Below are 24921 nucleotides of genomic sequence, written 5' to 3'. Positions count from 1 at the left end.
GAGAGGTGAAAAAATGAAAAAGAGAGAAGTTCTCACATCCATTAAAGATGAAAAGCTGATTGTAGAGCGTCGTAATCAAATGATTAAAGGGGCCGTCACGCTATTTAAGGAAAAAGGTTTTCACCGAACAACAACAAGGGAGATTGCCAAAGCCGCTGGGTTTAGCATTGGTACGCTTTACGAATATATTCAGTCTAAAGAAGATGTTTTATATCTTGTATGTGACAATATTTATGATGAAGTGAGAGAGCGATTAGAAGAGATGGTAGTGGATCGTTATACAATCTCTGAGCTTCAACAAGCGATTCAGCACTATTTTAAAGTTGTGGATGAGCTTCAAGATGAAGTATTAGTCATGTACCAAGAAGCGAAATCGCTGTCTAAAGATGCGCTTCCATATGTATTAAAAAAAGAGCTGGATATGGTTGAAATGTTTAAGGTTATTATCGAAGGCTGCGTAGAAAACAATCAATTTGCACTTACGGATAAAGAAATTTCGCTGTTTGCTCATCATTTATTTGTTCAAGGTCAGATGTGGGCATTTCGCAGATGGTGGCTACAAAAGCATTATTCATTAGAAGAATATACAAATATGCAGTTAGATTTTTTACTTAAAAATTTTTCATTTCAACAACTGTGTGAGGGGGAGACAGTTTGAATACAAGCAAAAGACCGCTTCGTTTTTTAACCGCTTCTAGCCTGTTTGACGGCCACGACGCGTCCATTAATATTATGAGACGAATTCTTCAAGCCAAGGGGGTAGAAGTCATTCACCTGGGGCATAACCGATCTGTTGAAGAAATTGTTAACGCTTCCATACAAGAGGATGTTCAGGGGATTGCCATTTCTTCTTATCAAGGCGGCCACGTAGAATATTTTAAGTATATGTATGATTTACTCCAAGAACAACAGGCTTCTCATATTAAAATTTATGGCGGAGGAGGAGGGGTCATTATTCCGAGTGAGATTCAAGAGCTTCATGATTACGGCATTTCTAAAATCTTTTCTCCGGAAGATGGACGAAAAATGGGGTTAGAAGGCATGATTCAATTCATGATCGATGATTGTTATTACACAAATCCCCCTGCACTGCCGAAGGATCGAACCTTAACGCCGGCTAATGACCGTTTAATTGCCCAGCTTATTACATGCGCTGAAAATGAAGCCTATGAATACACAAAAGAGCACGCAGCCGCTCTTGAAGAAATCCGAGAAAGTGTAATTGAAAGCGAGACGGATCAAAAAATACCGGTTATTGGAATCACAGGAACCGGAGGAGCGGGGAAAAGTTCGCTTACGGATGAATTAGTAAGAAGGTTTATTGAACATATTCCAGATATTCATGTAGCTGTTTTATCCGTCGATCCAACTAAACAAAAAACCGGAGGAGCGCTTCTTGGGGATCGAATTCGCATGAACATCGCAGCGTCTCCTCGTGTGTATATGAGAAGTTTGGCCACGCGCTCATCTGGACATGAGCTATCGGCGGCCATTCGAGATGGAATTGCCGTCGTGAAAAAAGCGGGTTTCGACATTATCATTGTCGAAACAAGCGGCATCGGGCAAGCTGATGCTCAAGTCAAAGATATTGCAAACGTCTCTCTTTATGTAATGACAAGCGAATTTGGCGCGCCGTCGCAGTTAGAAAAGATTGAAATGATTGATTACGCAGACTTTATTGTAATCAATAAATTTGAAAAAAAAGGTTCCGAAGACGCAAAAAAACAAGTGCAGCGTCAATATCAGCGTAATCATCAGCTGTTTGAAAATAATCTTTCTACCATGCCAATTTACGGAACAATTGCGAGTCAGTTCAACGACGGGGGAACAAATATTTTATTTGAAGATCTTGTAAATCATCTGCATCAAACATGCCGTACGTCTTGGCACGTAGAAAAATCATCAGAGCGCGTAAGTGAAAAGAAATATACCATCATTCCTAATGATCAACAGCAATATTTACAGGAGATTGTAAACAGCGTTCGCTCTTATCACCGCAATACGGATGTTCAAGTGCAAACAGCGCGTAAATTTTATCAGCTAGAGGGTGCTCTGGAAGAAGTGGAAACAGAAACAGCTAAGCAAGAGCTCACTCAGCTAAAGGAGAAATATCAAAAACAGCTAACGGCTGAATCAATTGAAAAGCTGGAAAATTGGCCGAAATTAAAAAGTCAGTACGGGCAAGAAGAACTTATTACAAAGATAAGAAATAAAGAAATTAAAACCTCTCTGCAAGTTGGTACCCTATCAGGACTGCGTATTCCGCGCGTGGCCCTTCCAAAAGTCGAAGAATACGGGGAAGTTCTTCGTTTTCTTTATAAAGAAAATGTGCCAGGTGCGTTTCCTTATACAGCAGGTGTTTTTCCGTTTAAACGAAAAGGAGAAGATCCTAAGCGCCAATTCGCAGGCGAAGGAACACCAGAACGAACGAATCGCCGCTTTCACTATTTGTCAAAAGATGATGAGGCCAAGCGTTTAAGTACAGCGTTTGATTCTGTAACGCTTTATGGAGAAAATCCGGATCCAAGGCCGGATATCTTCGGGAAAATTGGCGAAAGCGGCGTAAATGTCTGTACGCTTGATGATATGAAACTCTTGTATAAGGGATTTGATCTTTGCCATCCGTCGACTTCCGTTTCGATGACGATCAATGGGCCGGCTCCAATATTACTAGCTATGTTTATGAATACAGCTATCTGTCAGCAGGTGGAGAAGAAGGAAGAGGAGCTGAAGCGTCCTCTAACAGAAGAGGAATACGAGGACGTAAAATCGGGTACGTTGAAACAAGTGAGAGGAACCGTTCAAGCGGATATTTTAAAAGAAGATCAAGGGCAAAATACGTGTATTTTTTCCACGGAATTTGCATTAAAAATGATGGGAGATATTCAGCAGTACTTTATTGACGAGAAAGTGCGCAACTATTATTCTGTTTCTATTTCAGGCTATCATATAGCTGAAGCAGGGGCTAACCCGATTTCTCAGCTAGCTTTTACATTGGCCAACGGCTTTACGTACGTGGAATATTACTTGAGTCGAGGCATGCACATTGATGATTTTGCTCCTAATTTATCGTTTTTCTTTAGTAATGGACTTGACCCTGAATACACAGTTATTGGACGTGTAGCGAGAAGAATCTGGGCAATTGTGATGCGTGATAAATACGGCGCGAATGAACGCAGTCAAAAGCTTAAGTATCATATTCAAACATCCGGCCGATCGCTTCATGCACAGGAAATTAACTTTAATGATATACGTACGACGCTGCAAGCCTTAATGGCCCTTCATGACAACTGCAACTCTCTTCATACCAATGCGTATGATGAAGCAATTACAACGCCGACAGAGGAATCTGTACGAAGAGCGATGGCCATTCAATTAATCATTACAAAAGAGCATGGATTAACTAAAAATGAAAATCCACTACAGGGCTCTTTTATTATTGATGAACTAACAGACTTGGTAGAAGAAGCGGTATTGGCTGAGTTCCAACGCTTAAATGATCGAGGCGGCGTTTTAGGTGCGATGGAAATGCAGTATCAGCGAGGTAAGATTCAAGATGAATCGATGGAATATGAGATGCAAAAACATACGGGAGATTTACCTATTATAGGAGTAAATACGTATATTAATCCAAATGAAGAGGAAAATTCCTCAGTTGATGACATGCAGTTAGCCCGCGCATCAAAAGAAGAAAAAAATCATCAAATTAATCAGCTTCAGAAGTTTCAACAGCAGCATGAAGAAAAAAGAGAAGATGCGCTGAAAAGGTTAAAGAAAGCTGCAACAGAAGGAGAGAACATTTTCAAAGAGTTAATGGAGACCGTTAAAGTAGCTAGCTTAGGGGAAATTACGCGAGCTTTATATGAATGCGGTGGGCAATATCGCCGAAATATGTAATAATGTATCGTTAGTATATAGTGATATATTAAAAGCCGAGATGACCGTTTGTGGGTCATCTCGGCTTTTATAGACCTAACCCTAGCGGAGTCAGAATAACTGATGGTGAATTCCTTTTGATCAAAGGATGTTATTGGCGTATTAAATAGAATGTATTATAGTGATAAAATGTCTATTTTTTCGTTGTTTTATGCGAAATTCTCGAGAATTTTAGAAACGAGGCTAGCATAAATGTATTGAATTTGTTTATAATGAATGGTATGTATTTATTCGTTTCCATCATTTACACATATGATGAATTGATTTAATAGATTTTCAATATACATAGTCATAGAAAGGATGTGCCAGATTTGAGTTTAGCACAGTACTCAAAAACGGATCTAAAAGAAATGTCGATGATTGAGATTGCTTATGCACTTCTAGAAGAAAAAACAGATCGTCAAGCAATGTCATTCCAAGAAATTATTGCTGAAATTAAAGCAGCAGCTGAAATGTCAGATCAAGAATTAAAAACGAGATTAGCTCAGTTTTATACAGATATTAATATTGATGGTCGCTTTTTAACAGTAGGGGACAACCACTGGGGTCTTCGTGGATGGTATCCTTTTGACCAAGCTGAAGAAGAAGTTATTCCGGTTGCAAAACCTAAAAAGAAAAAAGCGAAAAAAGCTGTTGTTGAAGAAGTTGAAGATTTTGATGATTTAGAAGAAGATTTGGATTATGAAGATGTTGATGATCTAGACGAAGAAGAAGATTTTGAAGACATTGACGAGCTAGAAGAAGATGAAGAAGATCTTGCAGAAGACGATTTTGACGATTTAGAAGATGATCTAGACGATGATGAGGAAGACGAAGAAGAAGATTATGAGGACGAAAAAGAAAAATAATCCTTCTTGACTTTTTCAAGCGAAGTAGGTAGAATCTTTTTTGGGCTCTTTAAACAAGCATTTAAAAAGTTTTTATTTAAAATAGACTATTGCTCCCAATCCAGTTTTGGTATTGGGAGCAATTTTTTTATTTTATCTATCCATGTTTTACACCCCGATATGTTCTTATAAATCCTTGATAGAAACTTTCTTTTGGTTCTTGAACGTTTCACATTCATAAGGTTTCTTATAATTTCGCATGCACAATGAATGAATTGTGATTGTTTATGTGAAAACTTTTAATATTGTACAGTTCAAATTATTTAGAGGGGGAAGTATAGATGACAAAGTATATTTTCGTAACAGGCGGTGTTGTATCATCTCTAGGAAAAGGGATTACAGCAGCTTCTTTAGGCCGTTTATTAAAAAACCGTGGGTTGAACGTAACGATTCAAAAGTTTGATCCATACATTAATGTAGACCCAGGAACAATGAGTCCATACCAACACGGTGAGGTATTCGTAACGGATGACGGCGCGGAAACAGACTTAGACTTAGGTCACTATGAGCGTTTTATCGATATCAACTTAAATCGCTACAGCAACGTAACAACAGGTAAAGTATATTCAACAGTATTGAAAAAAGAGCGTCGCGGTGATTATTTAGGCGGAACAGTTCAGGTTATTCCGCACATCACAAATGAAATTAAAGAACGCGTTTTCCGTGCAGGTAAAGAAACAAACGCAGATGTTGTTATTACTGAAATCGGCGGAACGGTAGGAGATATTGAATCACTTCCTTTCCTAGAAGCTATTCGTCAAATCAAAAGTGATATTGGCCGTGACAATGTTATGTATATCCATTGTACACTTGTGCCATATTTAAAAGCTGCTGGTGAAATGAAAACAAAACCAACACAGCATAGTGTAAAAGAGTTACGTAGCTTAGGCATTCAGCCAAATGTTATCGTTGTTCGTACAGAAATGCCAATTTCTGAAGATATGAAAGACAAGCTAGCTTTATTCTGCGACATTGATCCAAAAGCGGTTATTGAGTGTGCAGACGCTGAAACATTATATGAAATTCCACTATCTTTACAAGAGCAGCACCTAGATCAAATCACATGCGATCACTTGAAATTAGATTGCAAAGAAGCAGAAATGACTGAGTGGAAAGCACTGGTTGAGAAAGTAAAAGGACTTTCAAATACGACAAAAATTGCATTGGTTGGTAAGTATGTAGAGCTTCAAGATGCTTATATTTCTGTCGTAGAAGCAATGAAACATGCTGGATATGCATTCGATGCAGATGTAAACATCAAGTGGGTAAATTCTGAATTTGTAACAAAAGAAAATGCTCAAGATTTACTTGGTGATGTAGATGGTATCTTAGTTCCAGGTGGATTTGGTGATCGTGGAATTGAAGGTAAAATTGTAGCAACACAATATGCACGTGAGCAAAAGGTTCCATTCTTAGGTATTTGCTTAGGTATGCAGCTGGCATCAGTTGAGTTTGCGCGTAATGTATTAGGCTTAGAAGGCGCACATTCAGCGGAAATTGCACCTGGAACAAATTATCCAATTATTGACTTGTTACCAGAACAAAAAGACGTAGAGGACCTAGGCGGTACATTGCGTTTAGGACTATACCCTTGTAAATTGTCTGAAGATACGCTTGCATATGAAGCATATCAAGATGAAGTGGTATATGAGCGTCATCGTCACCGTTATGAATTTAATAACGAATACCGTCAACAAATGGAAGAGAAAGGCTTTATCTTCTCTGGTACAAGCCCAGACGGCCGTTTAATTGAAATTGTAGAGCTAAAAGACCACCCATGGTTCTTGGCTTCACAATTCCACCCAGAGTTTACTTCTCGTCCAACAAGACCGCAACCATTGTTCAGAGAATTTATTCGTGCATCAATGGAGTCAGGCCAAAACAAATAAGTGAAATAAAAAACACGCTGTCTTTAGACAGCGTGTTTTTTATTCATATTCTTCTACGATTTCTTTTAATGTGAAAATTAAACCGTAGTACGCGTATAAAGCGACCATCATTGCTGGAAAACCAAATCTTGAGCCGTCTTCTCCAGGAATAAGCGGCTTTAACAATTTTGTATCAATATGAGCATCTGCGAGTGCTGTTAAAGAAGGTTCGGCTATCTCTTTAGGAACAGCAGCAATGCTAACAAATGGAATATCCCGTTTCTTTAAACGTTCAGCTATTTCCACTGCTTTATTATCTGTTGAAAATCGAGAGATAAGCAGTACGCGATCAACGCTAGTCAGCTGATCTAATTCATGTAAAGGCAAAGCTTTTGCCTGACTTAAAGGTTCTGCACTGCTTAGTGCTTCAAGCGTAATGGCGTGCATTTCTTCTACACCATAAATATAGATAAATCCTTCTCCGACAGAGGCCTGTGCTAAAATACGCGCGGCATCTTCAAATTGGAATTCTTCTTGTTCTTCAATTCGTTTAAAAAAACCTGAAAGTTGAGTTGTGAAAATTTTAAGCATAGAATCTCCCTTCGATTTAAGCGGCTAAAGCCGTCTATCTACACATTATAACGAAAAAAGCTATCTGTATTCTATCTTGAAATGAGCTACAATGAAAGTAAAGTGCAATGAAGTTGGATGGATGACAAAAAAAGCTATGTTTTGTAACAATTTCTCTAATAAGCAGGGATTTTTGTTTTAAAGGCGAAATACATATGTTAGTTTTGTCTGTAGAAGAGGAATATAAAAGGTGGGATTATATTGGCAGAGAAAATTTTAATTGTTGATGATCAGTATGGTATACGTATTTTATTAACGGAAGTGCTGCAAAAAGAAGGCTATACGACATTTCAAGCGGCGAACGGCTTCCAGGCGATTGATATTACAAAAGAGCAAGCACCGGATCTTGTCTTATTAGATATGAAAATTCCAGGAATGGATGGAATTGAAATTTTAAAAAGGTTAAAGCAGCACGATGAAACGATTAAAGTCATTATTATGACCGCTTATGGTGAATTGGATATGATTCAAGAAGCAAAAGATTTAGGAGCATTAACACACTTTGCAAAACCGTTTGATATTGATGAAATCCGAAAAGTTGTTAGGGAATATATACCAGTAAAGTCGAATTAAGGTTTTGGTAGGGTTTTCATCCTAACAAATTTTGAATATCAGCCTAAAAATGTTGCTGTTTTCATTGTTAGTTGGTATCCTAATTACTGTATTCATAATTCGACAATCTATTATGTAAAGATGCGCGTTGTTTCTACATGAAACACTCAATTCAAGAGCATACTATTTGAGTGTGCCTTTTGGTTAGCATCTAATCTAAGGTTGATTTTAAGGAGGATTTCAATATGCCTTTAGTATCAATGAAAGAAATGCTTATTACAGCAAAAGAACAAGGCTATGCAGTAGGTCAATTTAACTTAAATAACTTAGAGTTTACTCAAGCTATTCTTCAAGCAGCAAAAGAAGAAAACTCTCCAGTTATTCTTGGTGTATCTGAAGGTGCAGCACGCTACATGGGCGGTTTCAAAACTGTTGTAGCAATGGTTGAAGCTCTAATCGAAGATTACGACGTTCAAGTACCAGTTGCAATTCACTTAGACCACGGTTCAAGCTTTGAATCATGTGCAAAAGCAATCCATGCTGGATTCACTTCTGTAATGATCGATGCTTCTCACCACCCATTTGAAGAAAACATTGCAATTACTTCTAAAGTAGTTGAACTAGCTCACTTCCACGGAGTATCTGTAGAAGCAGAACTAGGAACTGTTGGTGGACAAGAAGACGACGTTATTGCTGAGGGCGTTATCTATGCAGATGCTAACGAGTGTGAAGAACTTGTTAACCGTACAGGTATCGATTGCTTAGCTCCAGCATTAGGATCAGTTCACGGACCATACAAAGGTGAACCAAACCTAGGTTTTGCTGAAATGAAAGAAATCGGAGATCGTACAGGCTTACCATTAGTTTTACATGGTGGAACTGGTATTCCAACAAAAGATATCCAAAAATCAGTTTCTTTAGGTACTGCTAAAATCAACGTAAACACTGAAAACCAAATTGCTTCAGCTAAAGCTGTTCGTGAAGTATTAGCTGCGCAACCTGAACAATATGATCCACGTAAATACTTAGGACCTGCTCGCGAAGCAATCAAAGAAACGGTTCAAGGTAAAATGCGTGAATTCGGTTCTTCTAACAAAGCATAATTTGAAATCTTCGGATTGCCTGTTTGCAGTTAGTTGAGTCTGAAAAATAAAACCGTCTTATTTTCATTGTAAGGCGGTTTTATTTTTACTATAATTTTCTTATCATTCTGAATACATAACACAGGGGGATGGCATTCATGAAGTTTTTTATTGATACAGCTAATTTAGACGAAATTAAGGAAGCGCATTCATTGGGTTTGTTAGCGGGGGTTACAACAAATCCTAGTTTAGTAGCTAAAGAGAACATCACGTTTGAAGATCGTCTTCGTGAAATTACAGAGTTCGTTGAAGGGTCTGTAAGTGCAGAAGTGATTGCGCTTGATGCAGCAGGCATGATTCGCGAAGGAAAAGAGCTTGCTGCGATTGCGCCGAATATCACAATCAAGGTACCGATGACTCCAGATGGCTTAAAAGCAGTAAAAGAATTTACTAGTTTAGGTATTAAGACAAACGTTACGCTTATTTTCTCAGCTAACCAAGCGTTAATGGCAGCAAGAGCAGGTGCTACTTACGTATCGCCTTTCTTAGGAAGATTAGACGATATTGGTTTTAATGGTCTCGATTTAATCTCAGATATCGCAGATATTTTTGCGATTCATGACATTCCATCAGAAATTATTGCAGCATCTATTCGTCATCCGATGCACGTAACAGAAGCTGCAAAAAATGGAGCACATATTGCGACAATTCCTTACAAAGTTTTAATGCAATTGTTCAAACATCCGTTAACAAACGCAGGAATTGAACAATTTTTGGCAGATTGGGAAAAACGAAATGTCTAAACATGTATAAATTTGTGTGGTGTTTACCATCCTGACAGGTGAATGCCATATTTTTCTTTTATCTTGTCGAAACTATACATGATTTTTTCATTTTCGTGTACACTAGTAGGTAATAGGAAAAATAACCATTCTTTTAGGTATTCTTTGTACCAAAATTTTCCTCAATTACTAGGTGAGAAACTTTCTTTCACTAGAAGGGAGCTATAAATGGAAAAGTTAAAAATACAAGGTGGCTTTACCTTAAGTGGATCCGTCCGCGTCAGTGGTGCTAAAAATAGTGCCGTTGCGCTTATTCCAGCAACAATTTTAGCCGAGTCACCTGTTACAATTGAAGGTCTGCCCGATATTTCAGACGTGCAGTTATTAGGGGATTTAGTTGAAGAAATTGGTGGGAAAGTAACTATTGATAACGACGAATTAACAGTAGATCCATCCGGAATGGTTGCAATGCCTTTACCGAACGGAAAAGTAAAAAAATTACGCGCTTCTTATTATTTAATGGGGGCGATGTTGGGACGCTTTAAAAAAGCGGTAGTTGGGCTTCCAGGAGGCTGTTACCTTGGTCCTAGACCAATCGATCAGCACATTAAAGGCTTTGAAGCTCTTGGCGCTAAAGTAACAAATGAACAAGGAGCTATTTACATTCGAGCTGAGGAACTGATTGGTGCTCGAATTTATTTAGACGTTGTTAGCGTAGGAGCAACAATCAATATTATGCTCGCTGCTGTAAGAGCAAAAGGGCGTACCGTTATTGAGAATGCTGCTAAAGAGCCTGAAATTATTGATGTAGCTACGTTGCTGACAAGTATGGGTGCCCGTATTAAAGGTGCAGGTACGGATGTTATTCGAATTGATGGAGTAGATCAATTAAAAGGATGCCGTCATTCCATCATTCCAGACCGAATTGAAGCAGGCACATATATGATCATGGGAGCGAGTATGGGAAAAGAAGTTGTTGTGGACAACGTTATCCCTCAGCATTTGGAGTCATTAACGGCTAAAATGCGTGAGATGGGTATTCATATCGAAACAAGCTCAGATCAGATTCTTGTAGCGACTCGTCAGCTATTGAAGCCCGTAGATATTAAGACGCTAGTATATCCAGGTTTTCCAACTGATTTACAGCAGCCATTTACGACGCTTCTAACAAGAGCGTCTGGTACAAGCGTTGTGACAGATACAATTTATGGTGCAAGGTTTAAGCATATTGATGAACTGAGACGAATGAATGCATCTGTTAAGGTAGAAGGGCGTTCTGCTATTATTAATGGTCCCATTCACTTACAAGGTGCACGTGTGAAAGCGTCGGACTTACGGGCAGGAGCAGCTCTCGTAACCGCTGGCTTAATGGCCAAAGGGATTACAGAGGTAACGGGTTTAGAGCACATTGACCGAGGTTACAGTCATTTAGTAGACAAGCTATCGGATTTAGGGGCAATGATTTGGCGTGAAGAGATGACTCAAGAGGAAATTGAGCAATTTCAAAATTCATAAAGGCAAATCGGTGCCACAGTCATGAAAGCAAAGTTTAGAAATGAGCTTTTTAATAAGCTACACAGGCGTAGGAGCGTTCTTCTATCTCTGTGTAGCTTATATATTTATGAATAGGGTAAATAGATAAAAAGGGAAGCTAAAAGGTAAATTTCACTTCTTATTTTAACGTCCAGTTTATTTCCTTTAATGTGAAATTATGAAAAGGTTTTCCTCGCTTCTCGTAAGCTATTAAATTTCCTTTTTTTTATTCATCTTCTAAAGTAAAAAAAGATTGATTAAAAAGATAGAAAAAGGTTAGAATATAAATTGCTACGTTAAATTTATCAAGATAATATAAATGGTTTTATGTCGGAATTATTCTTCTAAAAGTGTATAGTTAATCAATTGATTCTACTTATTATACTTCAAAGGTTATATTCTCCATTTTCACAGATTTATTCCATCCATATCATCTCTCAATTTTATATTTGAATTTAATATGGGAGGAACGGTTAAAAATTATTCATTATAAAGCGTGGTGTCCTAATGAACTTAACATTATCCAGTTTAGAAAATATGAAATTAAAAGAGCTGTATGAACATGCTCGTGAGTATAAAGTTTCGTACTATAGTAAATTAACGAAAAAAGAACTTGTCTTTGCTATTTTAAAGGCTCAAGCTGAACAAGATGGGCTTTTATTTATGGAAGGCGTTCTTGAAATTATTCAATCAGAAGGATTCGGTTTCTTACGACCAATTAACTATTCACCGAGTTCAGAAGATATTTATATCTCAGCTTCACAAATTCGTCGCTTCGATCTGCGTAATGGAGACAAGGTATCGGGGAAAGTTCGTCCTCCAAAAGAAAATGAGCGCTACTACGGATTATTACATGTAGAAGCAGTAAACGGAGAAGATCCGGAAACGTCAAAAGATCGCGTACATTTTCCAGCGCTAACGCCAATTTATCCAAATGAACAAATGCTGCTAGAAACTCAGCCAAGAAGTTTCTCTACGCGTATTATTGACTTGATTTCACCAATTGGATTTGGGCAAAGGGGACTAATTGTCGCACCGCCAAAAGCAGGTAAAACGATGCTATTAAAAGAAATTGCCAATAGCATTACAACGAATCATCCTGATGCAGAATTGATTGTTCTTCTTATTGATGAGCGTCCTGAGGAAGTGACGGACATTGAGCGTTCGGTTGACGGTGATGTTGTCAGTTCTACATTTGACGAAGTGCCAGAAAACCACATTAAAGTAGCGGAACTTGTACTTGAACGTGCGATGAGATTAGTTGAACACAAAAAAGATGTTGTCATTTTGATGGACAGCATCACAAGACTTGCTCGTGCTTATAACTTAGTTATTCCACCGAGCGGTCGTACACTATCAGGGGGTATTGACCCGGCTGCTTTTCACCGTCCAAAACGATTCTTTGGAGCGGCTCGTAACATTGAAGATGGAGGCAGCTTAACCATTCTGGCAACAGCCTTAATTGATACAGGCTCTCGTATGGATGATGTTATTTATGAAGAGTTTAAAGGTACAGGTAACATGGAACTGCATCTAGATCGTTCACTAGCTGAAAAACGTATCTTCCCTGCGATTGACATTCGTCGCTCAGGCACACGTAAAGAAGAGCTGTTAATTCCAAAAGAGCATTTAGACCATCTATGGGCAATTCGTAAATCAATGGCAGATGCTCCTGATTTTGCAGAAAAATTCTTAAAACGTTTACGTCAAACAAAGACAAATGAAGAGTTCTTCTCGATGTTAACGGAAGAGAAAAAAACACTTCTAGCAAATAAACGATAAGTTATAAAACATGTGGTTGCAAAAGCATACAACCCTTGTTATAATTTCATCATGTGTGTTGATAAAGTACACAGTGAAATAGTTATTATTTCATCACTATCTTTATCAATAAACTCTGTTTCAGAATGATTCAGGGCGGAAGGAGATGAAACGAATGAAAACAGGAATTCATCCAAACTATAAAACAGTTATGGTTAAATGTACTTGCGGAAACGAATTTGAAAGTGGTTCTGTAAAAGAAGAGATCCGCGTTGAGACTTGTTCTGAATGTCACCCATTCTACACTGGTCGTCAAAAATTCGCTGAAGCTGGTGGCCGTGTTGATCGCTTCAACAAAAAATACGGTCTTAAATAATCACATTGTCGAAACAAACAGGCAAGTAGCTTAACTTCTTGCCTGTTTTTTTGCTTATAAAAGTAGAAAAACAGTGTCTGCTTGATAAAAAAGTGGGTACTTTATCATAGGAATAAGATCTACATAGAAGACGTAGATTAAGTTAGTAGCGGTTCGCTCAGAAACGGAACGAGAAGAAGGGAGAGTCCCGCAGTGGTGTACGTAATGAAACAAAGCGGTTGGATAGAAGTAATTTGTGGCAGTATGTTTTCAGGGAAATCAGAAGAGTTAATTCGACGTGTGCGCCGCACGCAGTTTGCTAAACAAAAAGCACAAGTGTTCAAGCCTGCAATCGATAATCGATATAGCGAAGAAGCGGTCGTTTCACATAATGGTACATCTGTTATGGCTTATTCAATCTCGGCATCGCGCGATATTTTAAAGCGAGTAGATGAAGAGACAGACGTAGTAGCGATAGATGAAGTACAGTTTTTTGACACAGATATTTTAGAAATTGTTCAATCTTTAGCGGATCAAGGCTTTCGTGTGATTGTAGCGGGGTTAGATCAAGACTTCAAAGGTGAACCTTTTGGACAAATGCCGCAGTTAATGGCTATTGCAGAGTCGGTAACAAAGCTACAGGCTGTGTGCGCTTCATGTGGCTCTCCTGCGAGCCGTACACAGCGTTTGATTAACGGTGAGCCTGCTTCTTATGACGACCCTATTATTTTAGTCGGTGCGTCTGAATCGTACGAACCAAGATGTCGTCATTGCCACGTTGTGCAAAAGTCTAAAGGACAAGCTGTGTCTGTGGACTCAAGCGAAATGGTCGAAAAATAAAGCAAGAATTTCATGATGATAAAAACAGAACGCGCAGTTCTGTTTTTTTGTTCATATACGTGTATTAACAAGGTTTTGACTCTATTTTAAAGCTATACTATAATTACAATGTTATGGATAAAGAATGAGGTGAATGACGTGTTTGATCGTTTAGAAGCGGTAGAGGCGCGCTATGAGAAGTTAAACGAACTTCTGAGTGACCCTGAGATCGTAAACAACCCCTCTAAGTTGAGAGAATATTCGAAGGAACAATCAGATATACAACAAACGGTAGCGGCTTATCAGGAATACAAAGATGTAAAAGAGCAGTTATCAGAAGCGAAAACGATGCTTGAAGATAAGCTTGATGCAGATATGCGTGACATGGTAAAAGAAGAAATTGCCGAGTTAGAAACGCAGCAAGAAGAGCTAGTTGAAAAGCTACGTATTTTATTAATTCCAAAAGATCCAAACGATGATAAAAACGTAATCATGGAGGTTCGTGGAGCGGCTGGTGGAGATGAAGCAGCATTATTCGCAGCTAATTTGTACCGAATGTATTCGCGCTTTGCTGAATCACAAGGCTGGAAAACAGAAGTAATGGAAGCAACGACTACTGGAGTAGGCGGTTATAAAGAAATTATCTTTATGATTAACGGTAAAGGTGCGTACTCAAAGATGAAATTTGAAAACGGTGCACACCGTGTTCAACGAGTTCCTGAAACAGAATCAGGCGGTCGTATTCATACATCTACAGCAACGGTAGCATGTCTTCCTGAAGCGGAAGAAGTCGAAGTGGACATTCATGAAAAAGACATCCGTGTAGATACATTTGCTTCAAGTGGACCTGGTGGCCAAAGTGTTAATACGACGATGTCAGCCGTTCGTTTAACGCATTTACCAACAAATACAGTGGTATCATGTCAAGATGAAAAGTCTCAAATTAAAAATAAAGAAAAAGCAATGAAAGTATTGCGCGCTCGCGTGTACGATAAGTTCCAGCGAGAAGCACAAGCAGAGTACGATGCAACGCGCAAACAAGCAGTTGGATCCGGAGATCGCTCCGAGCGTATCCGTACGTATAACTTCCCGCAAAATCGCGTAACGGACCACCGTATTGGTCTGACGATTCAAAAGCTAGATCAAATCTTAGAAGGCAAGCTTGATGAAATTATCGATGCATTAGTCATGGAAGACCAAGCGCGCCGAATGGAAGATTCGAACTAATGAAAGTATTTGAAGCCCTTAAGTGGGCTTCTTCTTTTTTGAAAGAGGCAAAGCGAGATGAAAACGCGGGAGAACTCTTGCTTCGCCATCACTTGCAGATGACGAGAACTCATTTGCTAGGTGCTCTGCAGGAAGAACTAGAAGAAGAAATTCTAAAAAGATTTGAACAAGATGTCCATGCTCATAAAGCAGGTATGCCTGTACAATATCTAATCGGGACAGAAGAATTTTACGGGCGTTCATTTATTGTAAACGAACATGTATTAATTCCAAGACCCGAAACGGAAGAGCTGGTATACGGAATGATTTCTCGAATAAAAAAAGAATTTCAACACCAGCCTATTGAGCTTGTAGATATTGGAACGGGAAGTGGGGCAATTGCTATCACTTTAGCTTTGGAGGTTGACAGAGTGGAAGTTACAGCAACAGATATAGCTATAGAATCTTTAAGCGTAGCCAAAGAAAATGCTCAAAACCTGGACGCTGCTGTCACGTTTATACAGGGAGATCTCTTACAACCATTTCTATTATCGAATCAGAAATTTGATGTAATTGTGTCTAATCCGCCTTATATTCCAGCAGATGATGAGTTGTCCACAGTGGTAAAAGATCATGAGCCAAACCGAGCTCTTTTTGGTGGAAAAGATGGCCTGGATTTTTATCGGCGTTTCATGGAAGAGTTGCCATATGTGACGAAGTCAAATAGTATTATTGGATTTGAAGTCGGGGCCGGACAGACAAAAGATGTAGCTGAGATGCTGCAAAAAACGTTTCCGACAGCTTTTGTAGAATGTGTATATGATATTAATGGAAAAGATCGAATGGTTTTTGCACAACTTCGCGAGAACTAAAAAAATCAGAGGGAATGATTTTCCCTTTGATTTTTGAAAATCATGCATTTTTTTACTAAATTACTAGTTTAAGATATCTTGCTTTCGGCCATACTGTTCCTATGAAAGGGCGGTGGCCGAAATGAAGAAATATGCTATCATTTATTTTATTTTATTAATTATTGGAGCAAATGCTCAACTTATATATACACATAACCAAGTGCAGGCAGATCAGCCTGCAGTCATTCCAGACGAGGCAATTCGACTGCGCATTTTAGCAAACAGCGACGGTGAAAAAGACCAGTACGTAAAACGTCTGATTCGTGACCGCGTGAACGAACAAATCACAGAATGGGTAAAAGATTTAACATCTGTAACTGTAGCTCGAAAAACAATTAAAGAAAATTTGCCGGCGCTTGAAACAATTGCGAAAGAAGTGCTAAAAGAAGAAGGCGTAAATGAATCTGTTCATGTTAAATTCGGAAAAGTAGAGTTTCCTACTAAGTTGTACGGTCAGTTTTTATATCCAGCAGGTGAGTATGAAGCCGTGCTTATTACTCTTGGCAAAGGAGAGGGAGCAAACTGGTGGTGCGTACTATTTCCTCCTTTATGCTTCTTAGATTTCTCAAACGGTGAAGCGGTAAAAGCGCCGGAGCCATCTGAAGAAGAGCCAAAGGAAGAAAAAGAGAAACCAGCAGCTTCTGAATCAAAATCTGCAGACAAAACAGATGACAAATCGGCTGAAAGTAAAGAGCCCGCAGTGAAAACAGAAATTCAATCTGCAACTATTACATCAGATTCTATTGAGCAGAAAGCTGAGGAATCTTCTCAACCAACAGTATCTTCTAAAGAAGCAATTGCAAAAGATACAAGCACAGTAAAGGAAGAAACAAGTGCTAAGGCTGAAAAAAAGGAAAGTAAAGAAGCTGAAAAGTCTATTTCATCTAAGAAAAAAGCTGATTCTAAATCAAAAGAAGATTCTGTAGAAGTTAAGTTTTTTGTAGTAGAATGGGTATCGTCAGTATTTAATTAATAGAATCATTAAAAATAAAATTCAGTTCTACTTTTTTTAATCATCTCATAGATTTGTTACTAGAAAACAAGTTGAGGTGATTAAAATGAGAGAACAATTAAAAATTGCCAGTGAAAATGATTATATTCGAATTCAGCAGTTTTTACAAAAAGCGGGCATCAGCACAGCAGGTGTGGAAGAGCATATTCATCAATTTGTCATAATGGAAAATGAAGAAGGCGAGCTGCTAGCAACAGTTGGGTTTGAAAAAGAAGGTGTGGATGGAATTCTCCGCTCCCTTGTCGTGTCTCCTTCTTTAATGCAATCTGATATTCTGCTGCTATTTAAAAGCATCGTCCAGCTGGCTCAAAAGCATGGCGTGAAGCAACTATATTTACTAACAAATAAGGCATCTTCTCTACATTTTTTTCAAATGATGAATTTTCAGCAAACATCTTACAGTGCACTGCCTGAGTTGTTAAAAGAACATTCTTATTTAAAAAAGTTACCAAACCCTCAGGATGTCTATGTGATGTTTTATGCAGCTAGTTAAAAGAAAATGTGGATAAATCATTTTAAAGGGGTATCCACAATGTTATTCACAAAAATATGAGCTTTATCCACATTTTGTGGATAAAGCTTGTTTGTTGATATAATGAATGCAGGTATTTTACTATCTATGATACATATTGTACTTTTAAAGTAAAAAAAACCTAGATATAGAAAGAAAAAGGAGTTGAAGAAGATGGAAACTAAGTTATGGGTTGTGGATAATTTTACGAACGAAAAAGATATTTATCCACAGATAGAAGAAGCAGCAGATTTGCTGCGCAATCACGAAGTGGTTGCTTTTCCTACAGAGACGGTGTATGGATTAGGAGGAGATGCAACATCGGATAAAGCTGTGGATAAAATTTTTGCAGCGAAAGGACGTCCTAGTGATAACCCTCTTATTGTTCATATTGGAGATAAAGAGCAGCTTCATACATTTGTAGAGTCGATTCCTTCAAAAGCAGAGAAAGTGATCGATGCTTTTTGGCCGGGTCCTCTTACAGTAATATTACCCAAAAAAGATCGAGTTTCAGATAAGGTTACGGCTGGTTTAAGCAGCATTGCAGTGAGAATGCCATCACATCCAGTAGCCCTCGCATTATTAAAAAAAGTGGCTTTGCCTATCGCAGCTCCTAGTGCAAACCTTTCCGGCAAGCCGAGTCCCACTCTAGCTCATCATGTGATGAATGATTTAGAAGGGCGTATTAGCGGAGTTGTAGACGGAGGAGCAACAGGGGTAGGAGTAGAGTCGACTGTCCTTGATTGTACCGAAGAGATTCCTATCATTTTACGTCCGGGCGGCATTACTCAGAAAGAGTTGGAAAATGTCATTGGTCCCGTAAAAGTAGATCGAGCGTTACTAAGTGATAAAGAAGCGCCAAAATCTCCAGGTATGAAATACACGCATTACGCACCTGATGCACCGCTTGTCATTGTTGACGGCAGTTCAGATTTTTTCCAATCTATTATCGATCGCTATAAAGATCAGGGTAAGCGAGTAGGGGTATTAACGACATCTGAACATGAAGATGCGTATAAAGCGGATGCGGTTATCACATGTGGATCTCGTTCAAATTTAGAGACGGTTGCTAGCCACTTATACGAGTCGCTTCGTTCATTTAATGAGTGTGACGTAGATGTTATCGTTAGTGAAAGTTTTTCTGAAGAAGGAGTCGGTCATGCCGTTATGAACCGATTAATGAAAGCTGCAGGACATCACGTGATTAAGCAATAAAATTCATCTTCTAAACCTTTTCGAATGTGCATATTTTGAAATAGGAGCACGTCCGAGGAGGGTAAAGATGAATGTATCTCAGTTAATTAGTGAAATGATCACGTTAGTCATTATGGCGTTTGCCTTAGGAATGGATGCTTTCTCAGTTGGTTTGGGAATGGGATTAATTCGTTTACGCTTTCGCCAAATTTTCTACATTGGTGTTGTTATCGGTGTATTTCATATTTGGATGCCGCTGTTAGGCATGTTTATTGGACGACTTTTGTCTGATAAACTTGGAATGTTTGCTACCTATGGCGGTGGAATTTTATTGTTGATTCTTGGGGCGCAGATGATTTATTCCTCCTTTAAGCATGACGATACGCCGTTTATCAAACCAGTTGGCTTTGGACTGTTATTTTTTGCGCTCAGCGTGAGTCTAGATAGTTTTTCTGTTGGACTTAGCTTAGGTATTTTTGGGGCAAGAACGTTTTTGACCATTATTGTTTTTGGCGTAGTGAGTATGCTATTAACTTGGTTAGGACTGCTGTTAGGCAGAAGAGTACAAGGTTGGCTTGGTTCATATAGTGAGGCACTGGGCGGGAGCATTTTATTAGCTTTTGGAATCAAATTGTTACTACCTTTTTAACTATATATAAATAGGTAAAGGATCATGACCATGCAGGTTATGGTCTTTTTTTGCTTCTTTTGGATTGCAGTGATAAAAGAAGGAAAGCGAAGTCGTTTTTTCGAGGTGCATGAAGCGATAATGGATAAAAAATACCCGAAAAAGCTAACTGGATTTATGCAGGCAATAGAGATACAATAGGGTGGAATATCAACATAGTCGAACATAGTGAAAGCAAGGGAGGATGTATCTTGAAAAACATCTTATTTGTATGTACAGGAAACACGTGCCGCAGCCCTATGGCAGAAGCGTTGCTCAAAGCTAAAGAGATAGATGGAATAAACGTGAAGTCTGCAGGCGTATTCGCTTCAAATGGAAGTGAAGCTTCTGTTCATGCACAAGTTGCCCTTCAACAGAAAGGCATAGCTTGTTCTCATGCTTCGGCAGCATTAACGGAAGAACAATTGATGTGGGCTACTTATATTTTTACGATGACGGAGCAGCATAAAATGCTGATTTTGAACCAAGCTCCATACGTAAGTGATAAATTATTTACGCTAAAAGAATTTGCCGACGAGCAAGGTGAAGTATCTGATCCGTTTGGCGGATCATTACAGACGTACGAACAGACTTTAGAAGAGTTAGAGCGTATGATTAACAAAATAGTCGACAAATTATAAAAGGTCCCATAAATTTTTGCTGACTTAAAATGAACAGAAATTTAATATAAGACGAAGGTACGTATGAGGAGGAAACAAAGATGAAAGTAGCTATTGCATCTGACCACGGCGGTATAAATTTGCGACAGGAAATTATCTCTTTAATGGAAGAATTAAATATTGAATATGTGGATTTAGGGTGTGAATGCACAGCGTCCGTAGACTATCCGGATTATGCACTTCCCGTTGCTCAAAAAGTGGCGAGCCAAGAAGTAAGCCGAGGCATTCTTATTTGTGGAACAGGCATCGGTATGAGTATAGCAGCTAATAAAGTAAAAGGAATTCGCTGTGCTCTAGTGCATGATACGTTCAGTGCAAAAGCGACAAGAGAACATAATGATAGCAACATTTTGGCAATGGGTGAACGTGTCATTGGGCCGGGACTTGCACGTGAAATTGCGAAAATTTGGTTAATGACAGAATTTGAAGGCGGCCGACATGAAAATCGCGTGAATAAAATTAAACAGTATGAGCAGCAAAGTGATGCAACATTAACTGTATAATGTGAACGTATTCAATGAAAGAAAGGAAGAAAAACGTGTCTGAACTTACGAAATGGAAAGAGCAGTTGGAAACAGTTTTATCTGATTTTTTAGCACAAGTGCAGTTGTCTTCAGAACATACACTTGTCATTGGATGCAGTACAAGCGAGGTAATTGGTGAAAAAATAGGAACCGCAGGCGCAATGGAAGTCGCAGAAATGATTTTTGATGCGCTATCAGATTTTCGAAAAAAGACGGGTGTTCACTTAGCATTTCAATGCTGTGAACATCTCAATCGAGCACTGGTAGTAGAAAGAGAATTAGCTCGCAAAGAGCGTTTAGAAATGGTTAGTGTTGTGCCTATTCATAAAGCAGGCGGAGCGATGGCTACACAGGCCTATGGCCAGCTTAAAGATCCTGTTTTGGTAGAGTTTATTAAAGCTGATGCCGGTATTGATATTGGAGATACATTCATTGGTATGCATTTAAAGCATGTCGCAGTACCCGTTCGTTGTAAGTTAAACGCAGTTGGACACGCTCATGTTACTTTAGCAAAGACGCGTCCAAAACTAATTGGTGGAATGAGAGCGTTTTACGAACTTTCGTAATTAAATATATTAAAATAATACACATTTTTTCTTTTTTATTCTAAATAAATCATGTTACAATGTAGTTGAATCAACAAATAACGAACATTGCGAATACGAAATGAGGAGAGGATTTTGATGGAGAAACAACTAATGCAACAAGATCCAGCAGTTTATAATGCGATCAAGGATGAATTACAAAGACAACGTACTAAGATTGAGCTAATTGCTTCAGAAAACTTTGTAACAACAGCGGTAATGGAAGCACAAGGTTCAGTTTTAACAAATAAATATGCTGAAGGCTATCCAGCTAAACGTTACTACGGCGGTTGTGAACACGTAGACGTAGTAGAAGACTTAGCTCGTGATCGTGCAAAAGAAATTTTCGGAGCAGAGCACGTGAATGTTCAACCTCACTCAGGTGCACAAGCAAACATGGCTGTATATTTCACAGTTTTAGAGGCTGGAGACACAGTACTTGGTATGAATTTATCGCACGGCGGTCACTTAACGCACGGAAGTCCTGTTAACTTTAGTGGTGTTCAGTACAATTTCATCGAATATGGCGTAGATCGTGAAACACATCGCATTAACTACGATGATGTATTAGAAAAAGCTCGTACACATAAACCAAAATTAATTGTGGCTGGTGCAAGCGCATATCCACGCGCAATCGACTTCAAGCGTTTCCGTGAAATCGCTGATGAAGTAGGCGCTTATTTAATGGTAGACATGGCTCACATTGCTGGTCTAGTAGCTGCAGGACTTCATCAAAATCCTGTGCCACATGCTCATTTCGTTACAACTACAACACATAAAACACTGCGCGGACCACGCGGCGGTATGATTTTATGTAAAGAAGAATTTGCGAAAAAGATTGATAAGTCAATCTTCCCTGGTATTCAAGGTGGTCCATTGATGCACGTTATCGCTGCAAAAGCAGTAGCATTTGGTGAAGCATTACAAGATGAATTTAAGCACTATGCTCAAAATATCATCGACAATGCTAATCGTTTAGCAGAAGGATTAAAGAAAGAAGGATTTGCTCTTGTATCTGAAGGAACAGACAATCACCTTGTGTTAATCGACGTAAGTTCAATGAATTTGACAGGTAAAGTAGCTGAAAAAGCACTTGATGATGTAGGTATTACAACAAACAAAAATACAATTCCTTACGATGAGCAAAGCCCATTTGTAACAAGCGGTATCCGTATTGGTACAGCTGCGGTTACAACTCGCGGATTTGGCTTAGAAGAGATGGATGAAATTGCTTCTATCATCGGATTAACGCTTAAAAATATTGAAGATGAAGAAAAGCTAGCTGAAGCTAAAACACGCGTTGAAGCTTTAACGAGCAAGTTTGAAATGTATAAATCACTGTAAGAGAGACAGGCCTTTGTGCCTGTTTTTTTATGGAGAAAGTGGTAGCAATTCAATCATTTTTTGAATAATGCTTGAACTCAAAAACTTTTTTCTGTAAAATGAATGCAATGTATAAATTTAATTAGCAAGAGATATGTTTTTACTAGTACGTACCATTCAATTCGTTGAATGGTATTTTAATGTGTACATCTTTATATATAAGGAGAGATATCAATGGGCAAAGTATACGTATTTGATCACCCGCTTATTCAACACAAATTAACTTACATACGCGATGTAAAAACGGGAACGAAAGAGTTTCGTGAATTAGTTGATGAAGTGGCAAGCTTAATGGCTTTTGAAGCGACACGTGATTTACCGCTAGAAGACGTTGAAATTGAAACACCGGTTTGCAAAACAAAGTCAAAAGTTATTGCAGGGAAAAAGCTTGGTATCGTTCCAATTCTTCGTGCTGGTATCGGCATGGTAGATGGATTTTTAAAACTAATGCCAGCTGCTAAAGTTGGACACGTTGGCTTATATCGTGATCCAGAAACATTACAGCCTGTTGAATATTATGTAAAGCTGCCTAATGATGTAGAAGAGCGTGACTTTATTGTAGTAGATCCTATGCTTGCAACAGGAGGGTCAGCTGTAGAAGCAATCAACTCTCTTAAAAAAAGAGGCGCTAAAAACATTAAATTTATGTGTTTAATTGCTGCTCCTGAAGGCGTGGAAATCGTAAAAGAAGCACACCCTGACGTAGATATTTACATTGCGGCATTAGATGAAAAATTAAATGACCATGGATATATTGTTCCAGGTTTAGGTGATGCAGGGGATCGTTTATTCGGTACAAAATAATTTGTAGATTCGGGTGATGAACATGAAGCAGCCAATTAAAGTAATGACGATATTCGGGACAAGACCAGAAGCAATTAAAATGGCCCCTCTAGTGCTAGAGCTTAAAAAGCGACCTGAGGAGTTCGAAGCGATTGTGACGGTAACGGCTCAGCACCGTGAAATGTTAGACCAAGTATTGAGCATTTTTGACATTCAGCCTGACTATGACCTTAACATTATGAAAGATCGCCAAACTCTTATGGACGTAACGACCAGAGGATTAGAAGGTTTGGACGACGTAATGAAAAAAGTAAAGCCGGACATCGTACTTGTACACGGCGATACAACTACGACGTTTATTGCCGGACTAGCAGCTTTTTATAATCAAATTCAGGTGGGACATGTTGAAGCAGGTTTGCGCACATGGAATAAATATTCTCCATATCCGGAAGAAATGAACCGTCAGCTTACAGGCGTTCTTGCTGATTTGCACTTTGCTCCGACAGATAAGTCTGCAGCTAATTTGCAAGCAGAGAATAAAAAAGAAGAGCGAATCTTTGTGACTGGAAACACAGCTATCGATGCGTTAAAAACGACAGTAAAAGAGACATATGAGCATGAAGTGTTAACGAAATTGGGAGATGATCGTCTTATTTTATTAACGGCGCATCGCCGCGAAAATTTAGGCGAACCAATGAAAAACATGTTCCGTGCGGTTAAACGTATTGTGGATGAACATGAAGATGTGCAAGTTGTGTATCCTGTTCATTTGAATCCGGTAGTTAGAGAAACAGCAAACGATATCTTAGGAAATGACCCACGCATTCATTTAATTGAACCGTTAGATGTAATTGACTTCCATAACTTCGCTGAGCGCGCTCATATTATTTTGACAGATTCGGGCGGTGTTCAAGAAGAAGCTCCTTCATTAGGCGTACCTGTATTGGTACTTCGTGATACAACAGAGCGACCGGAAGGAATTGAAGCAGGAACGCTCAAACTAGCAGGAACGGAAGAAGAAACAATTTATACGCTAGCAAAAGAGCTGTTAATAGATGAAGACGTATATAAGCAAATGTCACAAGCATCGAATCCTTACGGAGATGGCTTAGCTTCTAAACGTATTTGTGATGCTATTAGCTACTATTTCAACCGCCGGGAAAAAAGACCGGAAGCTTTTAATCCGCTTTCGTAAGATTTCTAAACACCTTTCACATGAAAAGTGTCTCTTTGAGACACGATAGTGTGAGAGGTGTTTTTT

At 38.8% G+C, this 24921-nt stretch carries 24 protein-coding genes; 23 read left to right on the top strand and 1 reads right to left on the bottom strand.

The annotated features are described in order from the left end of the window. Nucleotides 1-13: 13 nt before the first annotated feature. From ACFX4W_RS17905 to ACFX4W_RS17890, 4 genes are all read left to right on the top strand, one after another. Nucleotides 14-658: a TetR/AcrR family transcriptional regulator gene (locus ACFX4W_RS17905; RefSeq protein WP_013085484.1), complete on the top strand. Its 645-nt coding sequence runs from the start codon at nucleotides 14-16 to the stop codon at nucleotides 656-658. Beyond that, entirely contained in the window at nucleotides 655-3897 is a 3243-nt protein-coding gene (gene icmF / locus ACFX4W_RS17900) for a fused isobutyryl-CoA mutase/GTPase IcmF (RefSeq protein ID WP_280560591.1), read from the top strand. Before ACFX4W_RS17905 ends, icmF begins: the two co-directional genes overlap by 4 nt. 350 nt (nucleotides 3898-4247) lie before the next feature. Continuing rightward, nucleotides 4248-4784, top strand: a complete 537-nt coding sequence (gene rpoE / locus ACFX4W_RS17895; protein ID WP_043977497.1) for a DNA-directed RNA polymerase subunit delta — start codon at nucleotides 4248-4250, stop codon at nucleotides 4782-4784. Nucleotides 4785-5104: 320 nt separating this feature from the next. Then, nucleotides 5105-6712: a CTP synthase gene (locus tag ACFX4W_RS17890; RefSeq protein WP_043977495.1), complete on the top strand. Its 1608-nt coding sequence runs from the start codon at nucleotides 5105-5107 to the stop codon at nucleotides 6710-6712. A gap of 39 nt (nucleotides 6713-6751) precedes the next feature. On the opposite strand, the gene ACFX4W_RS17885 is transcribed toward ACFX4W_RS17890, so the two are convergent. After that, nucleotides 6752-7282, bottom strand: coding sequence for a DUF2529 family protein (locus ACFX4W_RS17885; RefSeq protein WP_043977494.1), 531 nt, complete (start codon nucleotides 7280-7282; stop codon nucleotides 6752-6754). A gap of 237 nt (nucleotides 7283-7519) precedes the next feature. Between ACFX4W_RS17885 and ACFX4W_RS17880 the strand changes: the two genes are divergently transcribed. The 19 genes from ACFX4W_RS17880 to wecB all read left to right on the top strand — a co-directional run bounded on the left by ACFX4W_RS17880 (nucleotide 7520) and on the right by wecB (nucleotide 24855). Next, nucleotides 7520-7894: a response regulator gene (locus ACFX4W_RS17880; protein WP_087944205.1), complete on the top strand. Its 375-nt coding sequence runs from the start codon at nucleotides 7520-7522 to the stop codon at nucleotides 7892-7894. 224 nt (nucleotides 7895-8118) lie between these two features. Beyond that, entirely contained in the window at nucleotides 8119-8976 is an 858-nt protein-coding gene (locus tag ACFX4W_RS17875; protein WP_013059826.1) for a class II fructose-bisphosphate aldolase, read from the top strand. Nucleotides 8977-9113: 137 nt separating this feature from the next. Then, nucleotides 9114-9758: a fructose-6-phosphate aldolase gene (gene fsa, locus ACFX4W_RS17870; RefSeq protein WP_043977491.1), complete on the top strand. Its 645-nt coding sequence runs from the start codon at nucleotides 9114-9116 to the stop codon at nucleotides 9756-9758. Between the two features lie 207 nt (nucleotides 9759-9965). Then, nucleotides 9966-11252 carry a UDP-N-acetylglucosamine 1-carboxyvinyltransferase gene (locus tag ACFX4W_RS17865; RefSeq protein ID WP_013059824.1) on the top strand — a complete coding sequence of 429 codons (1287 nt, stop codon included), beginning with the start codon at nucleotides 9966-9968 and terminating at the stop codon, nucleotides 11250-11252. A gap of 525 nt (nucleotides 11253-11777) precedes the next feature. Continuing rightward, on the top strand, nucleotides 11778-13052 hold the full coding sequence (rho, locus tag ACFX4W_RS17860; protein ID WP_013059823.1) for a transcription termination factor Rho: 1275 nt from the start codon (nucleotides 11778-11780) through the stop codon (nucleotides 13050-13052). A 154-nt stretch (nucleotides 13053-13206) separates the two neighbouring features. Continuing rightward, on the top strand, nucleotides 13207-13407 hold the full coding sequence (rpmE, locus tag ACFX4W_RS17855) for a 50S ribosomal protein L31 (RefSeq protein WP_013085477.1): 201 nt from the start codon (nucleotides 13207-13209) through the stop codon (nucleotides 13405-13407). 204 nt (nucleotides 13408-13611) lie between these two features. Continuing rightward, entirely contained in the window at nucleotides 13612-14226 is a 615-nt protein-coding gene (locus ACFX4W_RS17850; RefSeq protein WP_226897604.1) for a thymidine kinase, read from the top strand. Nucleotides 14227-14364: 138 nt separating this feature from the next. Further along, nucleotides 14365-15432: a peptide chain release factor 1 gene (gene prfA / locus ACFX4W_RS17845; RefSeq protein ID WP_013059820.1), complete on the top strand. Its 1068-nt coding sequence runs from the start codon at nucleotides 14365-14367 to the stop codon at nucleotides 15430-15432. Continuing rightward, nucleotides 15432-16283 (top strand): peptide chain release factor N(5)-glutamine methyltransferase, encoded by an 852-nt coding sequence (prmC, locus tag ACFX4W_RS17840; protein ID WP_043977488.1) that lies wholly within the window; start codon nucleotides 15432-15434, stop codon nucleotides 16281-16283. The genes prfA and prmC overlap by 1 nt, the downstream gene beginning before the upstream one ends. Nucleotides 16284-16404: 121 nt before the next feature. Next, nucleotides 16405-17295 (top strand): stage II sporulation protein R, encoded by an 891-nt coding sequence (gene spoIIR, locus ACFX4W_RS17835; RefSeq protein ID WP_025752486.1) that lies wholly within the window; start codon nucleotides 16405-16407, stop codon nucleotides 17293-17295. Nucleotides 17296-17380: 85 nt separating this feature from the next. Beyond that, nucleotides 17381-17827, top strand: coding sequence for a GNAT family N-acetyltransferase (locus tag ACFX4W_RS17830; protein WP_013059817.1), 447 nt, complete (start codon nucleotides 17381-17383; stop codon nucleotides 17825-17827). 192 nt (nucleotides 17828-18019) lie between these two features. Continuing rightward, nucleotides 18020-19060, top strand: coding sequence for an L-threonylcarbamoyladenylate synthase (locus tag ACFX4W_RS17825; protein ID WP_043977484.1), 1041 nt, complete (start codon nucleotides 18020-18022; stop codon nucleotides 19058-19060). A gap of 67 nt (nucleotides 19061-19127) precedes the next feature. Then, nucleotides 19128-19688 carry a manganese efflux pump MntP gene (locus ACFX4W_RS17820; RefSeq protein WP_013059815.1) on the top strand — a complete coding sequence of 187 codons (561 nt, stop codon included), beginning with the start codon at nucleotides 19128-19130 and terminating at the stop codon, nucleotides 19686-19688. Between the two features lie 230 nt (nucleotides 19689-19918). Next, the gene (locus ACFX4W_RS17815) at nucleotides 19919-20347 is read left to right on the top strand and encodes a low molecular weight protein arginine phosphatase (RefSeq protein ID WP_153252778.1); all 429 of its coding nucleotides are present in this window, start codon (nucleotides 19919-19921) and stop codon (nucleotides 20345-20347) included. Nucleotides 20348-20427: 80 nt separating this feature from the next. Further along, nucleotides 20428-20889 (top strand): ribose 5-phosphate isomerase B, encoded by a 462-nt coding sequence (gene rpiB, locus ACFX4W_RS17810; protein WP_013085468.1) that lies wholly within the window; start codon nucleotides 20428-20430, stop codon nucleotides 20887-20889. Between the two features lie 35 nt (nucleotides 20890-20924). Beyond that, the gene (locus ACFX4W_RS17805; RefSeq protein WP_372482335.1) at nucleotides 20925-21476 is read left to right on the top strand and encodes a TIGR01440 family protein; all 552 of its coding nucleotides are present in this window, start codon (nucleotides 20925-20927) and stop codon (nucleotides 21474-21476) included. Between the two features lie 117 nt (nucleotides 21477-21593). Then, the gene (locus tag ACFX4W_RS17800; protein ID WP_013059811.1) at nucleotides 21594-22838 is read left to right on the top strand and encodes a serine hydroxymethyltransferase; all 1245 of its coding nucleotides are present in this window, start codon (nucleotides 21594-21596) and stop codon (nucleotides 22836-22838) included. Nucleotides 22839-23051: 213 nt separating this feature from the next. Then, the gene (gene upp / locus ACFX4W_RS17795) at nucleotides 23052-23681 is read left to right on the top strand and encodes a uracil phosphoribosyltransferase (protein WP_013059810.1); all 630 of its coding nucleotides are present in this window, start codon (nucleotides 23052-23054) and stop codon (nucleotides 23679-23681) included. Nucleotides 23682-23703: 22 nt separating this feature from the next. Further along, a complete protein-coding gene (gene wecB / locus ACFX4W_RS17790; protein WP_280560766.1) occupies nucleotides 23704-24855 on the top strand; it encodes a non-hydrolyzing UDP-N-acetylglucosamine 2-epimerase in 1152 nt (383 codons plus the stop codon). The last annotated feature ends 66 nt before the right edge of the window (nucleotides 24856-24921 follow it).

It is taken from the genome of Priestia sp. YIM B13489 (assembly GCF_042787645.1).
Classification (GTDB): Bacteria; Bacillota; Bacilli; order Bacillales; family Bacillaceae_H; genus Priestia; species Priestia megaterium.
Note: the sequence above shows the minus strand (reverse complement) of the source record. Positions and strands in the feature narration are given on the sequence as shown.

Excerpts from the sequence above, each read along its gene's own strand:
- ACFX4W_RS17905 (WP_013085484.1), top strand. The coding sequence starts at position 14 with ATGAAAAAGAGAGAAGTTCTCACATCCATTAAAGATGAAAAGCTGATT.
- ACFX4W_RS17890 (WP_043977495.1), top strand. The coding sequence starts at position 5,105 with ATGACAAAGTATATTTTCGTAACAGGCGGTGTTGTATCATCTCTAGGA.
- ACFX4W_RS17885 (WP_043977494.1), bottom strand. The coding sequence starts at position 7,282 with ATGCTTAAAATTTTCACAACTCAACTTTCAGGTTTTTTTAAACGAATT.
- ACFX4W_RS17875 (WP_013059826.1), top strand. The coding sequence starts at position 8,119 with ATGCCTTTAGTATCAATGAAAGAAATGCTTATTACAGCAAAAGAACAA.
- fsa (WP_043977491.1), top strand. The coding sequence starts at position 9,114 with ATGAAGTTTTTTATTGATACAGCTAATTTAGACGAAATTAAGGAAGCG.
- ACFX4W_RS17865 (WP_013059824.1), top strand. The coding sequence starts at position 9,966 with ATGGAAAAGTTAAAAATACAAGGTGGCTTTACCTTAAGTGGATCCGTC.
- rho (WP_013059823.1), top strand. The coding sequence starts at position 11,778 with ATGAACTTAACATTATCCAGTTTAGAAAATATGAAATTAAAAGAGCTG.
- rpmE (WP_013085477.1), top strand. The coding sequence starts at position 13,207 with ATGAAAACAGGAATTCATCCAAACTATAAAACAGTTATGGTTAAATGT.
- ACFX4W_RS17850 (WP_226897604.1), top strand. The coding sequence starts at position 13,612 with ATGAAACAAAGCGGTTGGATAGAAGTAATTTGTGGCAGTATGTTTTCA.
- prmC (WP_043977488.1), top strand. The coding sequence starts at position 15,432 with ATGAAAGTATTTGAAGCCCTTAAGTGGGCTTCTTCTTTTTTGAAAGAG.
- spoIIR (WP_025752486.1), top strand. The coding sequence starts at position 16,405 with ATGAAGAAATATGCTATCATTTATTTTATTTTATTAATTATTGGAGCA.
- ACFX4W_RS17830 (WP_013059817.1), top strand. The coding sequence starts at position 17,381 with ATGAGAGAACAATTAAAAATTGCCAGTGAAAATGATTATATTCGAATT.
- ACFX4W_RS17825 (WP_043977484.1), top strand. The coding sequence starts at position 18,020 with ATGGAAACTAAGTTATGGGTTGTGGATAATTTTACGAACGAAAAAGAT.
- ACFX4W_RS17820 (WP_013059815.1), top strand. The coding sequence starts at position 19,128 with ATGAATGTATCTCAGTTAATTAGTGAAATGATCACGTTAGTCATTATG.
- rpiB (WP_013085468.1), top strand. The coding sequence starts at position 20,428 with ATGAAAGTAGCTATTGCATCTGACCACGGCGGTATAAATTTGCGACAG.
- ACFX4W_RS17800 (WP_013059811.1), top strand. The coding sequence starts at position 21,594 with ATGGAGAAACAACTAATGCAACAAGATCCAGCAGTTTATAATGCGATC.
- upp (WP_013059810.1), top strand. The coding sequence starts at position 23,052 with ATGGGCAAAGTATACGTATTTGATCACCCGCTTATTCAACACAAATTA.
- wecB (WP_280560766.1), top strand. The coding sequence starts at position 23,704 with ATGAAGCAGCCAATTAAAGTAATGACGATATTCGGGACAAGACCAGAA.